The organism is Rhodococcus globerulus NBRC 14531 (assembly GCF_001894805.1).
In the GTDB taxonomy this organism is placed as follows: Bacteria; Actinomycetota; Actinomycetes; order Mycobacteriales; family Mycobacteriaceae; genus Rhodococcus_F; species Rhodococcus_F globerula.
This window is the reverse complement of the sequence record NZ_BCWX01000002.1, coordinates 1,077,887-1,093,531: the sequence shown is the minus strand read 5'-3', so window position 1 is coordinate 1,093,531 and position 15,645 is coordinate 1,077,887. Positions and strand designations below refer to the sequence as shown.

Sequence of the window (15,645 nt, the reverse complement as noted above, 5' to 3'; positions counted from 1 at the left end):
TACCTTCCACACGGATCTCCCTTGAACGAAATAGTCGTGACACACGAGCAAAAACGCACCAGTCAATAGGCCGAGCCAAGAAAGGAGCAAATGCCGAAAGCTGACAAATTGCCCACTTGAGATCTCATCGTGACTATCCGTCGCGGCGTTACCACACAGATATATGAGAGCGGATCACAAATGCGGCAAAACAGGACTATCGTCCTGCATATAATGGCGAAAAGTCCCGCGGTAAACAAACTGGCGGGTCAGATACCCTCACCATAGGGCACCAAACGTCACAGGTCTTTGTGCGCCAGATCCACGGCCTCGAGCGTCAGGCGAGAATCATCGACCATGGCGCGAAGTATCCGCTGAAACCGGAATGCAAGATCACGGGCCTCTGTCGGCGGAGCAATGCAGTTCACGTAGCCGACGGCTCGGGAACTACCCGTCTGACTCGGTAGCGAGATGTACAGTTCTGGCATGTCGGCAAGTTCGAATCCGACTGGCACCCCGCCCATCACGGCCCGGAACCGTGGATGCGTGTCCATCGGCGATTGCGCAAATACCAGTGTCCTGAACAGCGGACCGTAGTCGAGTGAACGACGCTCGCCCAGCGCAGCCGCCACCGCGGACAACCGGATATCCGCGTGGATCAGCGCGTCGACAACGGCATCGTCGGTCCGCTCGATCAACCGGGTCAAGCTCTCCGCGGTGTCGATGGTCAAACGAAGTACGACGTGATGGGCGTACATCGAGGCAAAGTTGTCCGGGTGCGGCGCACCATACCCTCGAAGCGGGACCCCGATCGAGACCTCCGAGGCTGAACCTCGTCGACGCAGCAATCCTGCGACGGCCGCGTGATACAACACGAACATGCTGGTGCACATCGATGCTGCCAGCGATTCGAGCCGTCGATACAGCTGTGGGGAGATGACGACCGGCGCCGAGGAACGCTCACCTGCGAGCATAGGAAGCAAACCCAACGTCGGGGCGGGTGTCGACAACGCCTCACACCAATACTCCAAGTTACGGGCCTGCAACCCCGCTGAATCCGGTGTCGTGTCAGCTCGCGGATCGACATCCGCCACGAGGGTCGCCGCGTCGCTGGAACCGATCAAGGCAAGAAGTTCACAAAAACTGCGATGGTGCTCGGTGAGGATTTCCTCCGAATACAGATCAGGATGCGCTGCAAAATCGACCTGAATGCCGCTCGTTTCGGAGTGCGACTGGAGCGTGACCTCCAAATCTTCGACGGGGCCCGCAGACTCGAGATGCAGCACACCCCGCGCGTCGCCAAGCGTGATTCCAGATGGAAACAGATTCAATGCCAGAACCGGTGCGCGATGCGGTTGCTGGTCGCGGTAGCGGCGGTGCCGAATCGCACCCACCAATTCGACTTTGACTGCCCGCACCAATTCACCAATTCGGCAGTGCGGATCGAGCATGACGCGCAACGGCACGATATTCGACGCGCTTGCGCCGGCCACCCGCGCAGTCGACGAAGTCGGCGCCGGCGTCGGAATTCGAAGAACTACATCACGAGAACCCGTCATGCGCCCGAGATACACGGCAAACGTCGCAATGAGCACCGTGGACAGGCTCACGCTCTCCGCTTCGGCGATGCCTTCGAGAGAGGCGATGACATGTCGCGGAACAGTTCCGGTTCGGACGCTGGGCAACGCCACAGCCGTCGCGGTTTCAGCCGCCAGCGACGTTCGGGTCGGCGCACCCGCAAGCGTTGCGTCCCAATACTTCTGATCCTGGATCCAGCGTTTCGACACACGGTAGCCGACCTCGGTGTCGACTGCCGTACGAGGCGAATGTGGCGAATCCGGAGCCGTGTTCCGCACGGCCGCGGTGTAGATCTCGGCCGCTCGAATCATCATCGACCGACAGCCGGCAACATCGAGCGCGATGCGATGCACTCGGGCGTACCAAAAGCAGTGCTCGTCACCCAGAACGAGAATGGCCCACTGTGTCAGTTGATCGGTCGACAGGTCCATCGGCCGAGCCGATTCGCGCTGCATCCAGTTCCGGGCCACGGTGTGTGGATCCGATTCGGTTCGGAGATCTACCACGTCGAACGAATTCGCGCCCCGCTTGCCACCATGACTCATGACAACACCCTGCGCCGGTAGCAGTGATCGGCATCCGAATTCACGGCTGGCGAGTGAACTAGCAGCTTTCAGGGTATCGATGTCCAGTTTTCCTGCGACGTCCACGTGGTGGCTGACCGTCAGTGGAACGTCGGGCCGAGAATGCTGCGCCTCGAGAAGTTCCTGCTGCTGCGGCGAAAGAACCGTGAGTTGACCCTGACGAGATGACCGGCGATCGCGCGAGGTTCCGAGAGCACAGTGTCTATCGGAACTGCCTTTCACGCGGATCTCCCTTGGGATGTTCGGTACGAAAACGGCAAAATGCCTTCGCTGGTAAATATCGCGCGAACACATAACTCCGTTACCGGACATAACGCCTAACGCCGGCACCTTGGTCAGGTACCGGCGTCAGAGGAGAAAAGCATCAGTGGATCAGACTGTGAAACCCAAAGCTCGAAGCTGTTCGCGTCCGTCTTCGGTGATCTTGTCCGGGCCCCACGGCGGCAGCCACACCCAGTTGATCTTCATGTCGGTACACAGGTCGCTGCGAACCAACGCGCCGCGAGCCTGATCCTCGATCACATCGGTCAGCGGGCACGCCGCCGACGTCAGCGTCATGTCGATCGTGACAACGCCGTCGTCCTCGAAGATCCCGTACACAAGACCGAGGTCGACGACATTGATTCCCAGTTCGGGGTCGACAACGTCGCGCATGGCTTCTTCGAGTTCGTCGAGTCGTTCCGGTGAGGGCAGTGTTCCGGAACCCTGCGCGCCACCGAATTCCGCAGTGGAATCGGGATTGGGGTTCACCGGAGCGGTGGCCTCGGACTCCTGTGTTGCTTGTGTCTCGGTCATGATCCCTGTCCTCTAGTCGTGTCGACCAAATCACTGCTGTTGTCTCGAGCATTCACGGCACCACCGTCAACAATCTGGACAACTGCATCCTTGAACGCCATCCATCCGAGCAACGCGCACTTCACACGTGCCGGGTACTTCGAAACTCCCACAAAGGCAATGCCGTCACCGAGAACGTCTTCGTCGCCCTCGATCTTGCCGCGACTGCTGACCATCTCGTTGAAAGCTGCCACGGTCTCGAGCGCATCCGTGACCTTCATGCCGATGACAAGGTCGTTGAGCACCGACGTCGACGCCTGGCTGATCGAACAGCCCTGACCGTCGTACGACACGTCAGCGACGGTGTCGTCGTCCGCGATGTGCACGCGCAGTGTTACTTCGTCGCCGCAGGTCGGGTTGACGTGATGAACCTCAGCGCCGAACGGCTCACGAAGGCCGCGGCCGTGCGGATGTTTGTAGTGATCGAGGATCACTTCCTGATACATCTGCTCCATACGCATGATTCAGTTCAACTCCCCTGCAACACCGAAAAATTCCTGGGCACGCTTGATCGCCGCAACCAGCACGTCGATTTCCTCAGCGGTGTTGTAGAGGGCAAACGACGCACGGGCCGTAGCCGCGACCCCGAGGCGGCGGTGCAGTGGCCAGGCGCAGTGGTGTCCGACGCGGATGGCTACACCCTCGTCGTCGAGAATCTGACCGAGATCGTGGGCATGGATGCCGTCGACGACAAACGAGATTGCGCCGCCGCGATTTTCAGCGGTCTGCGGACCCACGATGCGTAGGCCGTCGATTGTCGAGAGCTTCGCGAGTGCGGCTTCGATCAGCGCATGCTCGTGTGCGGCAATCGCATCCATTCCGACATCGCTGAGATAGCGCACCGCAGCACCGAGACCGATTACCTGCGAGACCATCTGCGTGCCTGCCTCGAACCGCTGCGGCGCCGGTGCATACGTGCTGGCCTCCATCGTGACGGTTTCGATCATCGATCCGCCCGTGATGAACGGAGGCATCGCTGCCAACAGGTCGGCCTTGCCGTACAGAACACCGATGCCGGTGGGGCCGAGCATCTTGTGACCCGAGAATGCCGCGTAGTCGACATCGAGTGCATGGAAGTCGACTGCCATATGCGGAACCGACTGGCACGCATCGAGAACCACCAGAGCGCCGACTGCTCGGGCCCGCCGAACCAATTCCTCGACAGGCGCAATCGCGCCTGTCACGTTGGACTGATGAGTGAAGGCAACAACCTTGACGGCATCGGTCAATTCGAGCGAATCGAGGTCGATCCGGCCGTCGTCCGTTACGGCGTACCACTTCAGGGTAGCGCCGGTACGCCGCGCAAGTTCCTGCCACGGAACAAGATTGGCGTGATGCTCGAGTTCGGTGATGACGATTTCGTCGCCAGGCCCGACGTGCCGATCGAAGCGGTCGTCACCGAGAACATATGTCACCAGGTTCAGCGCTTCGGTGGCGTTCTTGGTGAAGACGAGTTCGTCGGAATCAGCCCCGACGAACTCCGCGATCAAAGCTCGCGCGTCCTCGTAGGCGTCGGTAGCCTCTTCGGCCAGCTGATGAGCACCCCGGTGAACCGCTGCGTTGCACGTGGTGAGAAATTCCCGCTCGGCGTCGAGCACCTGGAGTGGCCGTTGCGACGTCGCACCGGAATCCAAGTACACCAAAGGTTTTCCGTCGCGCACCGTACGTCCCAGGATAGGGAAATCTTTCCGAATCCTGGTGACGTCGAGCTCGCGCACCGAGGTGGTCATCGCGCTTATGCTCCCTGGGTTGCTGAAGCGTCCGCTGTGAAACGAACGTAGCCGTTGGTCTCGAGCTCATCGGCCAATTCCGGTCCGCCGGACTCGACGATGCGGCCACCGACAAAGACGTGAACGAAATCGGGAGCGATGTAGCGCAGGATGCGCGTGTAGTGCGTGATCAGCAGAACGCCGCCGTTCTCGCGCTCCTTGTAGCGGTTGACGCCCTCGGAAACGGTGCGCAGCGCGTCGACGTCGAGACCGGAGTCGGTCTCGTCGAGGATCGCGATCTTCGGCTTGAGCATGCCCAACTGAAGGATCTCGTGGCGCTTCTTCTCGCCGCCGGAGAAACCTTCGTTCACCGAACGCTCGATGAACGCGGGATCGATCTCGAGCTCGTTGAGAGCTTCCTTCACTTCCTTGACCCAGTGGCGAAGCTTGGGAGCCTCGCCACGCACTGCGGTAGCGGCGGTACGCAGGAAGTTGGACATGGAGACGCCGGGAACCTCGACGGGGTACTGCATCGCCAGGAACAGACCGGCGCGAGCGCGCTCGTCGACGCTCATCTCGAGGACGTTCTCACCGTTGAGGGTGATGGAACCGGAAGTGACCTGGTACTTCGGGTGACCTGCGATGGCGTACGACAGCGTCGACTTGCCCGAGCCGTTGGGGCCCATGATCGCGTGCGTCTCGCCGGAGCGGACCGTCAGGTCGACGCCCTTGAGGATCTGGATGGGTTCAGCGTTGGCGTCGCTGTTGGCGACCTCGACGTGCAGGTCACGAACCTCGAGGACCGAGGTGGCCGGTGTGGTGCTGTTGTCACTGGTAGACATGAAATTCCTTCAAGATGAGAAGTATGAGGGCGGTCAGGAGCCGACTGCTGCGAGTTCGGCTTCGACTGCGGCTTCGAGGCGATCGCGCACCTCGGGAACAGCGATCTTGTTGATGATCTCGTGGAAGAACCCACGTACGACCAGGCGACGTGCCTGATCCTCCGGGATGCCGCGGGCGCGCAGGTAGAACAACTGCTCGTCGTCGAAACGTCCCGTAGCGCTGGCGTGTCCGGCTCCGACGATCTCGCCGGTCTCGATCTCGAGGTTCGGCACCGAGTCAGCGCGTGCACCATCGGTGAGGACCAGGTTGCGGTTGAGTTCGAAGGTGTCGGTTCCCTCGGCTGCCGCACGAATCAGAACGTCGCCGATCCACACGGTGTGCGCATCGGGCTTGCTCGAATTCGGATCGCCCTGCAGTGCGCCCTTGTAGACCACGTTGGACTTGCAGTTGGGCTGGCTGTGATCCACGAGCAGACGCTGTTCCAAGTGCTGTCCGTCGTCAGCGAAGTACACACCGAGCAGTTCGGCGTCGCCGCCTGGCCCGTCGTACTTCACCGTTGCCGAGAGACGAACGAGGTCGCCGCCGAGGCTGATCGCCGTGTGGCGAAGAACTGCGTCGCGGCTGAGGCGAGCGTGATGCGACGTGACGTGCACGGCATCCTCGGCCCAATCCTGAACTGCGACGACGGTCAGGTGCGCACTGTCGCCGAGAACGAATTCGACGTTCTCCGCGAAGGTTCCGCTGCCGCGCTGATCGAGGACAACGGTTGCCTTGGCGAACTGTGCCAGACGAATCTGGGTGTGGCCGTAGGCAACTGTGTCGGCGCCTGCGCCTGTCATCGTGACGACGACGGGCTTCTCGACCTCGACCTCGGCTCCGATCGAGATGACCGTCGCTGACTCGAAGCTCGAGTATGCCTGCGCTGCAATGCGATCGGCAGGGACGCCGGCCTTGCCGAGGCGCTCGTCGTCGCGGCCGACAGTCTCGACGGTGACATCGCTACCGGCCTCGACGTCGACCGTGATCTGAGCGTTGGCAACAGCACTGCCGTCGTGCAATCCGCGCAGACGACGCAGCGGGGTGAACCGCCAGATCTCGTCACGTCCGCCGGGAACCTCGAATGCATTGACGTCGAACGAGGAGAACTGCTCACCCTTGTTCGTGATGGGTGAGCCTGTGGCTGCACCCTTTACAGGAGCGGTCGGGTTCTCCCCGACTACAGCTCCGATGACACCGGTCTCTGGCGTGGTCACTAACCCACAGCCCCTTCCATCTGAAGTTCGATAAGGCGGTTGAGCTCGAGCGCGTACTCCATCGGGAGTTCCTTCGCGATGGGCTCGACGAATCCACGGACGATGGTGGCCATGGCCTCGTCCTCGGTCAGACCACGGCTCATCAGGTAGAAGAGCTGATCGTCGCTGACCTTGGAAACAGTGGCCTCGTGGCCCATCGTGACGTCGTCCTCGCGGATGTCGACGTACGGGTAAGTGTCGCTGCGGCTGATCTGGTCGACAAGCAGAGCGTCACACTTGACGGTCGACTTGGAACCGTGGGCACCCTTGTTGACCTGCACCAGACCGCGGTAAGACGCGCGTCCACCGCCACGGGCGACGGACTTGCTGATGATGGTGGACGACGTGTGCGGAGCCAGGTGGAGCATCTTGGCGCCGGTGTCCTGGTGCTGTCCCTCCCCCGAGAATGCGACGGAGAGAACTTCACCGCGGGCGTACTCGCCCATCAGCCATACGGCCGGGTACTTCATGGTGACCTTGGAACCGATGTTGCCGTCGATCCACTCCATGGATCCGCCGGCTTCGACCTTGGTGCGCTTGGTGACCAGGTTGTAGACGTTGTTGGACCAGTTCTGGATGGTTGTGTAGCGGCAGTGGCCGCCCTTCTTCACGATGATCTCGACAACTGCCGAGTGCAGTGAATCGGACTTGTAGATCGGCGCGGTGCAACCTTCGACGTAGTGCACGGAGGCGTTCTCGTCGACGATGATCAGGGTGCGCTCGAACTGACCCATGTTCTCGGTGTTGATGCGGAAGTACGCCTGCAGCGGGATGTCCACGTGGACTCCCGGCGGGACGTAGATGAACGAGCCACCGGACCACACCGCGGTGTTCAGCGCGGAGAACTTGTTGTCGCCGGCCGGGATGACCGATCCGAAGTACTCCTTGAACAGCTCCGGGTGCTGCTTGAGACCGGTGTCGGTGTCGAGGAAGATGACGCCCTGCTGCTCGAGATCCTCACGGATCGAGTGGTAGACGACCTCGGACTCGTACTGAGCGGCAACACCGGCAACAAGGCGCTGCTTCTCCGCCTCGGGGATGCCGAGCTTGTCGTACGTGTTCTTGATGTCCTCGGGCAGGTCTTCCCACGACTCGGCCTGCTTCTCGCTGGACCGGACGAAGTACTTGATGTTGTCGAAGTGGATACCTTCGAGGTCGCTGCCCCAGTTCGGCATCGGCTTCTTGTCGAAGGTGCGCAGAGCCTTGAGGCGGATGTCGAGCATCCACTCCGGCTCGCTCTTCTTCGCGGAAATATCCCGCACGACAGCCTCGGAGAGTCCGCGCTGTGCGCTGGCTCCGGCTACGTCGGAATCGGACCAGCCGTAGCCGTAGTGACCGAGGGACGCGATGGCCTCTTCCTGCGATAGCGGCTCGGTGCCTGCAGCTGCAGTGGTAGTCGCCTGGTCTGATGTGACGGTCATGCGAGCTCCTTCCGGAGTCTTGTTACTTGACGGCTGCTCCGCAGCGACGAGGGCTGAATTCGACGCGAGGAACATTTCTGACTGTGAAGAACTAGCGAAAAACTTTGGGAACTAGCGGATCGGGAGGTTTCATCTACTCCCGTTCGATACAAGGGGAACGTGTGTCGTGCAGGCGCAGTCACCGTTCGCGATGGTGGCCAAACGCTGAACGTGCGTGCCGAGCAGTTGCCGGAACGCTTCCTGTTCCGCGTCACACAGTTCCGGAAACTCCTCTGCCACATGGGAAACCGGGCAGTGGTGCTGGCAGATCTGCACGCCGTTACCCACCGGCCTGGTCGACGCGGCAAATCCGACGGCGCTGAAAGCGTCAGCAATGGCATCTGCCGTCTCCGCAACGGCGCCGAGGTCGGCGGGATCTGCCGGTTCGACATCTCCCACAATTGCCTGCACCCGCCGCTTGGCGAATTCCTCGATAGCGGCGTCTCCACCGATTTCGCGGAGTTGGCGCATTGCCGCGCCGGCAAGATCGTCGTACGCGTGACCGAGACGCCCACGTCCTGTGGCGGTGATCTGAAATTGCTTGGCGGGACGCCCGCGTCCACGCTGACGGAGCGACGACGCGGATGCGGCGCGGGCTTCACCGGACTCGATCAACGCGTCCAGGTGACGCCTGACACCAGCCGCACTCAAACCGAGTCGCGTGCCGATTTCGGAGGCTGTAATGGGCCCTTCTTCGAGGAGCAGTTTGACCACCGCTGCCCGAGTCTGGCCTTCGACACCCACCGCTACCGGCATTACGACAGGACTCTGCGAGGCAGCTGCAGTGGACTGACCTGCAGCTTCCTTGCTTTGAGTGCGAGTCGCATTTCTTTTCACAACACAAGTGTGACGGAATTCTTTTCGCAGGTCTACTAAGGGCAACCTGCATTACATTTGGGAATAGGCGGACTGCCCGCATTGTTCACAGTTGTCCGAGCCCTGCGCACGAGCCGCTAGGCTTCCTGGGTGCCGCAGACCCCCACGCAGAAGACGACCGCGCAGTCGACCCGCGCGATCCTGCTGGACAAGCCGAAACAACTTGTCCTCTCCACCCTCGGTGTCCGGCCGTTCGGATCCAAGCCCCGGCAATCCGTGATGGCGACGCTGCACGGCGACGAGGACGAGCGCCCCGGTCTGAACGAGAAGGAGACCGCTCAGCTTCGCGGAATCAGGCGTTTCGGCGCGACAGGCACCGTGTTGATGGCGGTTGGCGCACTCGGTGCGGGTGCGCAGCCTGTACTCCAGAATCCGACGGCCGGACTACGGGTGCTGAGTCTCCCCGGACGAATGCCGACTGTCTCGTTGACGATGACAATGACCGGAACTGTTCTGGTTGTCCTGGCGTGGCTCATGTTGGGCCGATTTGCCGTCGGTGATCTGCGAACTCGCGCCGGCGCGCCGCGCCGCATGAGCAGATCACAACTGGACCGCACGCTGTTGCTGTGGATTTTGCCGCTGACCGTCGCACCGCCGATGTTCAGTCGCGATGTGTATTCGTACCTGGCGCAGAGTGAGATCGCGGCACGCGGACTCGATCCGTATCTCATCGGCCCCAAAGCCGCGCTCGGCGTCGATCACGTGCTCACCAGAACTGTTCCGACGATCTGGCGTGACACCCCGGCACCGTACGGACCGTTCTTTCTGTGGCTTGGACGCGGCATCAGTTCGCTGACCGGCGACAACATCGTTGCCGGAATCTTCCTTCATCGCCTGCTCGTTCTGGTGGGCGTTGCGTTGATCGTGTGGGCCCTGCCCCGGTTGGCCAAGCGGTGCGGTGTCTCTGCGGTCAGCTCCCTCTGGCTCGGCGCCGCCAACCCACTGTTGCTGTTCCATCTGGTTGCCGGCATTCACAACGAGGCCCTGATGCTCGGCCTCATGCTCGCCGGAATCGAGGTGGCGCTGCGCGCGGTCGAAGGCGCCGGCCCGATCCGAGGTCGCTCGCTTGCTCTGTTGATAGCCGGTTCCGGCCTGATCGCGTTATCGGCGACCGTAAAGATCCCGTCCCTGCTTGCACTCGGTTTTGTCGGAATGGCGTTGGCCCGCCGGTGGGGCGGAACCTGGAAGTCCTTCTTCTCGGCGGCGCTGCTGCTCGCCGGCGTGACCGTTGTCGTGATCGGCGTCATCAGCGTCGCCAGTGGCTTGGGTATGGGTTGGATCAACACGCTCAACACCGCAACAGCCGTGCGAAGCTGGATGTCGATACCCACGCTTCTTGGCGTCGGGACCGGATTGGCCGGAGTGCTTCTCGGACTCGGCGACCACACGACGGCGATTCTCACCATCACCCGCCCGATCGCATATCTGGTCGCAGTGCTGATCACTGCCAGAATGATGGTCTCCGTCTACATGGGACGCCTCCATCCCGTCGGCGGGCTCGGAATCGCCCTCGGCGCGATCGTGCTGCTGTTCCCGGTTGTCCAACCGTGGTACCTGCTCTGGGCGATACTCCCGCTCGCAGCGTGGGCAACGGCTCCGATATTCCGCGTCCCTGCCGTGGTGTTCACGTCGATCGTGAGCGTCATGCTCATGTCGAACGGCGCCGAATACCTGCCGTTCATGATCGTCCAAGCGGTCGTCGCGACGATCATCACCGCTTTCGCGTTGATCTACGTCACCCGGAATTCCCTGCCCTGGCGTAGCGAGAAACCAGTAGCGGAAATCACGAAAACCAGACCAGTGGACGAAGGCAACTCTGCCGGGGCTTACGCTGATTCTCCGTGACCTCGAGTGCAACAAGATCGTCGACGCCTGCCGTGCGGATAGAAGGCGTCGTCAAATCGTTTGACGGTGTTCGTGCCGTGGACGGTATCGATCTCACCGTTGAAACCGCGCAGGTCGTTGCCCTTCTCGGCCCCAACGGCGCTGGTAAGACCACTACGGTCGAGATGTGTGAAGGCTTTGTCACCCCTGATTCCGGAACGGTCCGAGTGCTCGGACTGGACCCGATCGCCGATTCCGGTGAAGTTCGTTCGCGGATCGGCGTCATGCTCCAAGGCGGCGGCGCGTACCCCGGCTCCAAAGCCGGCGAAATGCTCGACCTCGTGGCCTCGTACTCCGCTGATCCTCTCGATCCCACCTGGCTTCTGTCCAAGCTCGGATTGACCGACGCACGGCGAACTCCGTATCGACGGTTGTCCGGTGGCCAGCAACAACGCCTGTCGTTGGCCTGTGCACTGGTAAGCCGACCGGAACTTGTCTTCCTCGACGAACCGACTGCAGGCCTCGACGCCCAGGCCCGTCTCCTCGTATGGGAGTTGATCGATGCATTGCGCCGCGACGGTGTCAGCATTCTCCTGACCACTCACCTCATGGACGAAGCTGAAGCACTGGCCGACGAACTGGTCATCATCGACCACGGCCGCATCGTCGCATCGGGCACTCCCGCCGAAGTCACCAGCAAGGGAGCCGAGGGTCAATTGCGACTGACCACGATGTCCGGACTGAGTGTCGATTCACTTGCACGGTCCCTCGCCGGGGAATTCCGAGTGAGCGAAGCCAATCCGGGGACATACTTGATCGAAGGCTCGATCGAACCGTCGACGGTGGCAACGGTGGCAACATGGTGCGCCGAACAAAATGTCCTGATCAATGACATTCGCGTCGATCAACGTAGTTTGGAAGACGTCTTCCTCGAATTGACGGGTCGTGATCTGCGGGGATGACGGGAAACAAGGTCGTGAACAAAGCCGTGTCGAATAGCCAGAACAATGCTTCGGCGAACAGCGCCCGGGACCGACGGTTGGCTGACAATCGCTTCGAGCCCGGTACGTTCTCCCCCGATCCTCGCCCCAACTCCGCGGCGAAGATGATGGCGGCTCAGACCAAGCTCGAATTGACGTTGTTGCTGCGCAACGGCGAGCAGTTACTGCTGACGATGCTGATTCCCATCACGCTGCTGATCGGACTGTCCCTCCTGCCCCTGGGCGATCTGGGGGATTCAAGGGTCAGCAAAGTATTGCCCGGCGTCATGATGGTGGCGGTGATGTCCACCGGATTCACCGGGCAGGCAATCGCAGTGGGCTTCGACCGCCGATACGGCGCACTCAAACGTCTTGGCGCTACACCACTTCCGCGGTGGGGAATCATCGCCGGCAAGAGCGCAGCCGTCATCATCGTCGTGGCATTGCAATCGGTCATACTCGGCCTGATCTCCCTCGCACTTGGTTGGCGCCCGACGCCGACGGAACTGGCGATCGGCGCGGTGGTCATCGCGCTGGGAACCGTTACCTTCACCACACTCGGACTGCTCCTCGGCGGCACATTGCGTGCGGAAATCGTTCTGGCACTTGCCAATGTCCTGTGGTTTGTGATGGCAGGCATCGGCAGTGTCGGACTGATCAGCGAAGACATCCCCGACGCGCTGCACACCTTGGTACGCCTGGTTCCGTCCGGCGCCTTGGCCCATGCACTCGACTCGGCCCTCGCGTCCTCGATGGACTGGTTCTCGATCGTCGTGCTGCTCGTCTGGGCTGTGATCGGCGGAGCCTGCGCCGCACGGTGGTTCAAATTCACGTGAGCATTTCGCGGAAGGCACTCCGGATAGCCGGCGCAACCAGTGCGCTGATGCTCCTTGCTGCCGTTCCGTCAACCGCGTCGTTGCCGACTGCGGGCCCGCTGGCACCGGCCAATCCCTACCTCGGTCCGGTCGGCACAGCAACGATGCACGGCGACGCCGGTTCGTCCGACGTCACGCCCCTCCCAGGGCCGGGCATCGAACCTCACGAAGTCACCGCGTTTCCTCTGATGTCGGCGTGCCCGACAATCTTGCAAGGTTCCGACGGCCTGATCGTCTCTCTGTGCACCACGATGCTCGGTCAGATCCCGACCATTCACCTCATCGATCCCAAGGCCGAGGCGTCACCGTTCGGCCGATCCGTCGCGCAGTTGCCCCTGGCTAAGGGCAGCCTGCTCGGTGGCGTCTACGCATACCTCGACCACGAGAACCGACTGGTTGCCGTCGACGGCAATCGCCAACTCGTTCGTATCGCGCATGCTCAGAACCCCGACGGAACCTGGCGTCTGGAACTCTCCGACGTCATCGACCTCTCCGGGGTTGTCGCAGCCGACGACAATGTCACCGGGCTGGCGCCGGACTGGACCGGCAATGTCTGGTTCGCGACCGGCCACGGCACCGTCGGCGTTGTCGGCACCGATCGAATCGCTCACACCATCGACCTCCCCGAAGGCGAACAGGTTCAGAACAGTATTTCCACCTCGCCCACGGGAACGGCCGTCGCCACCACTCATGCGCTGTACCAACTGAGCCGGAAGGGCGGCGATATCGCCGTCGATTGGCGTCAGCCTTACGACCGCGGCCCCGCAAGGAACCCTGGCCAGTTGAGTTGGGGAACAGGATCCACCCCCACCTACTTCGGGCCGTCGACGGGCAGTGATTTTGTCACGATCGTCGACAACGCTCATCCGACCGTCAGCGTCCGGGTCTATCGGTCAGATACGGGTGCCGAAGTGTGCTCCCGACCCGTCCTGACCGCAGCCGGCAAGGACGGCTCACCGAGCGGCAGCGAGAACTCCCCCATTGCGATCGGCCACTCCATCTACGTAGCCGGCACCTACGGGTATCCGTATCCGACCACACCGGAAGGCGCCGGTCCTGCGGTTCCAGCCACCGCACCATTCAACGGCGGAATGACTCGGGTCGACATCGATCCGGTTGGCTGTCATGTTGTGTGGGACAACACGATTCGAAGCTCTGCAGTCCCGCATCTATCCACGGCTGACGACAACATCTACACAGTGACGCGCAGCGGCTCAGCCGACACGACGCCACTCGACGGGTACTCCTTTGCCGTCATCGACTCGAAGGACGGAACCCAGATCGGGTCCACGACGATGCCGGCCACCGCGGTGCACGACACCCTGCAGATGTCGGCCCTCATCACCGCGTCCGGCGAGTATTACCAGGGAACGATTTCCGGAATTGTGCGCGTTCGCGCGTACTGACTCAGGACACCGAGGACCCCCGCCGCGCTCGATACCTATCCCATTCACATCAGCAGGATTGAGCGCGTCGGCTTTGACAGCAGTATGAAACCGGCTGGGATGCGAAGGCGTCGGGGCGGTGGGCAACCACTGCACATGCATCTGTTCGTGTGCCAGGCTCAGATCATGATCTGGTATCAGAGATTCATGCCGCCCGACGCCAAAGAGTTGGGTGCAATCGCACACGGTCCGATGATGTTGGCCCAAGTGGAAGGCGTGACTGTGGGACTACGGTCGATTGTGGCCTACACATCGGGGCTCGAACTCGCAGTTGTCGTGGTAGCGAAAGGCGTTCACGCTGACGCGCTACGACGTCAATACGCAGCGCCGGCGATCACCGATCCTGAAACTGGTCGACGCCGGCCCGGCGAGACGCATGGGAGACCATTGCGGTTGAGAGCTCTCGAGGACTCGGTGCTTCAACCCATTCGGCACAGAGATGGCCAGGGATACGAGAACTCCGAGATACAGCAGCGCGAGTACCTATTTGAGCTGACGCCATTGCCTGACACAGAGGATCTACCCCTCATCGCAGAGTGGCCAGAGATCGGTCTCGGACCTGTCACTACTCACCTGAAGCTGCCTCCACCCGCCGTACTGGCGGCAGCGATCATTCCACTGCCGTAGTCCCTGAGAGACCGGCGATTCGACCTGCTCCTCGACTGTCACAGGTCGGCGATGATCGAGATCCTCAGATCCGCCGCATCACCGAAACAACTTTGCCCAATATGGTTGCGTGGTCGCCGTCCATGACCTGGTATGCCGAGTTGCGGGGCTCGAGGTACACGTGGCCGTTTCGGCGTCGGAGCACCTTCACCGTGGCCTCACCGTCGATCATCGCGGCCACTATCTCGCCCGAATGGGCCTCGTCCTGGCGGCGCACCACAACAACATCGCCGTCGCAGATCGCGGCGTCCACCATCGACTCGCCGCGCACTCGCAGCCCGAACACAGTTCCGGAGCCGACGAGTTCGCGCGGTAGTTCCAATACCTCGTCAGTGTGTTCTTCGGCGAGAATCGGTGCACCGGCCGCGATATCGCCGACCACCGGCACCTCGACACTGTTGTTCGACGAACCTCCCTTGATTCCCACCAGGAAGGGTCGGACGTCCAGTTGCCGAGCCATCGCCGTGCCCCGGCGGAGGAATCCCTTTTCCTCGAGGCTCTTGAGGTGTTTGGATACCGACGACGTCGACCGCAGACCTACCGCGTCCCCAATTTGTCGGGTGCTCGGCGTGGATCCGTTTGTGGTCACCCAGTCCCGAATCGTGGCGAGAATCTGCTGCTGGCGGAGCGGGAGGGTGGAGGCGTCGAGGCCACCGAACATGTCGAGTTCGTCGTAATGCGTCACTCGGAGAATCGTAGT

Annotated in this window: 14 protein-coding genes; 5 read left to right on the top strand and 9 right to left on the bottom strand. The window is 61.7% G+C overall.

Annotated elements, in window-relative coordinates; all coding sequences use genetic code 11:
- Positions 1 to 278 precede the first annotated feature (278 nt).
- The 8 genes from RG2_RS13730 to RG2_RS13695 all read right to left on the bottom strand — a co-directional run bounded on the left by RG2_RS13730 (position 279) and on the right by RG2_RS13695 (position 9,035).
- A complete protein-coding gene (locus tag RG2_RS13730) occupies positions 279 to 2,363 on the bottom strand; it encodes a condensation domain-containing protein (protein ID WP_033232096.1) in 2,085 nt (694 codons plus the stop codon).
- Positions 2,364 to 2,513: 150 nt separating this feature from the next.
- Positions 2,514 to 2,936: a metal-sulfur cluster assembly factor gene (locus tag RG2_RS13725; protein WP_033232097.1), complete on the bottom strand. Its 423-nt coding sequence runs from the start codon at positions 2,934 to 2,936 to the stop codon at positions 2,514 to 2,516.
- A complete protein-coding gene (gene sufU, locus RG2_RS13720) occupies positions 2,933 to 3,436 on the bottom strand; it encodes a Fe-S cluster assembly sulfur transfer protein SufU (RefSeq protein ID WP_033232098.1) in 504 nt (167 codons plus the stop codon). The genes RG2_RS13725 and sufU overlap by 4 nt, the downstream gene beginning before the upstream one ends.
- A 3-nt stretch (positions 3,437 to 3,439) precedes the next feature.
- Positions 3,440 to 4,705 carry a cysteine desulfurase gene (locus RG2_RS13715; RefSeq protein ID WP_033232099.1) on the bottom strand — a complete coding sequence of 422 codons (1,266 nt, stop codon included), beginning with the start codon at positions 4,703 to 4,705 and terminating at the stop codon, positions 3,440 to 3,442.
- Positions 4,706 to 4,710: 5 nt separating this feature from the next.
- Positions 4,711 to 5,526 carry a Fe-S cluster assembly ATPase SufC gene (gene sufC / locus RG2_RS13710; RefSeq protein ID WP_033232100.1) on the bottom strand — a complete coding sequence of 272 codons (816 nt, stop codon included), beginning with the start codon at positions 5,524 to 5,526 and terminating at the stop codon, positions 4,711 to 4,713.
- A gap of 33 nt (positions 5,527 to 5,559) precedes the next feature.
- On the bottom strand, positions 5,560 to 6,780 hold the full coding sequence (sufD, locus tag RG2_RS13705; protein ID WP_033232101.1) for a Fe-S cluster assembly protein SufD: 1,221 nt from the start codon (positions 6,778 to 6,780) through the stop codon (positions 5,560 to 5,562).
- On the bottom strand, positions 6,780 to 8,240 hold the full coding sequence (gene sufB, locus RG2_RS13700; protein ID WP_033232102.1) for a Fe-S cluster assembly protein SufB: 1,461 nt from the start codon (positions 8,238 to 8,240) through the stop codon (positions 6,780 to 6,782). The genes sufD and sufB overlap by 1 nt, the downstream gene beginning before the upstream one ends.
- 129 nt (positions 8,241 to 8,369) lie before the next feature.
- Positions 8,370 to 9,035: a helix-turn-helix transcriptional regulator gene (locus RG2_RS13695; protein ID WP_080711642.1), complete on the bottom strand. Its 666-nt coding sequence runs from the start codon at positions 9,033 to 9,035 to the stop codon at positions 8,370 to 8,372.
- 210 nt (positions 9,036 to 9,245) lie between these two features.
- Between RG2_RS13695 and mptB the strand changes: the two genes are divergently transcribed.
- From mptB to RG2_RS13670, 5 genes are all read left to right on the top strand, one after another.
- Positions 9,246 to 11,000, top strand: a complete 1,755-nt coding sequence (mptB, locus tag RG2_RS13690) for a polyprenol phosphomannose-dependent alpha 1,6 mannosyltransferase MptB (protein ID WP_033232104.1) — start codon at positions 9,246 to 9,248, stop codon at positions 10,998 to 11,000.
- Positions 10,997 to 11,941, top strand: a complete 945-nt coding sequence (locus tag RG2_RS13685; protein ID WP_033232105.1) for an ABC transporter ATP-binding protein — start codon at positions 10,997 to 10,999, stop codon at positions 11,939 to 11,941. The genes mptB and RG2_RS13685 overlap by 4 nt, the downstream gene beginning before the upstream one ends.
- Positions 11,938 to 12,795 carry an ABC transporter permease gene (locus RG2_RS13680; protein WP_080711635.1) on the top strand — a complete coding sequence of 286 codons (858 nt, stop codon included), beginning with the start codon at positions 11,938 to 11,940 and terminating at the stop codon, positions 12,793 to 12,795. The genes RG2_RS13685 and RG2_RS13680 overlap by 4 nt, the downstream gene beginning before the upstream one ends.
- Positions 12,796 to 12,842: 47 nt before the next feature.
- Positions 12,843 to 14,240 carry a hypothetical protein gene (locus RG2_RS13675; RefSeq protein ID WP_371851317.1) on the top strand — a complete coding sequence of 466 codons (1,398 nt, stop codon included), beginning with the start codon at positions 12,843 to 12,845 and terminating at the stop codon, positions 14,238 to 14,240.
- Between the two features lie 135 nt (positions 14,241 to 14,375).
- On the top strand, positions 14,376 to 14,906 hold the full coding sequence (locus tag RG2_RS13670; RefSeq protein WP_033232107.1) for a hypothetical protein: 531 nt from the start codon (positions 14,376 to 14,378) through the stop codon (positions 14,904 to 14,906).
- 64 nt (positions 14,907 to 14,970) lie between these two features.
- Here RG2_RS13670 and lexA read toward each other — a convergent pair whose 3' ends face one another.
- Positions 14,971 to 15,630, bottom strand: a complete 660-nt coding sequence (lexA, locus tag RG2_RS13665; protein WP_033232108.1) for a transcriptional repressor LexA — start codon at positions 15,628 to 15,630, stop codon at positions 14,971 to 14,973.
- Between the last annotated feature and the right edge of the window lie 15 nt (positions 15,631 to 15,645).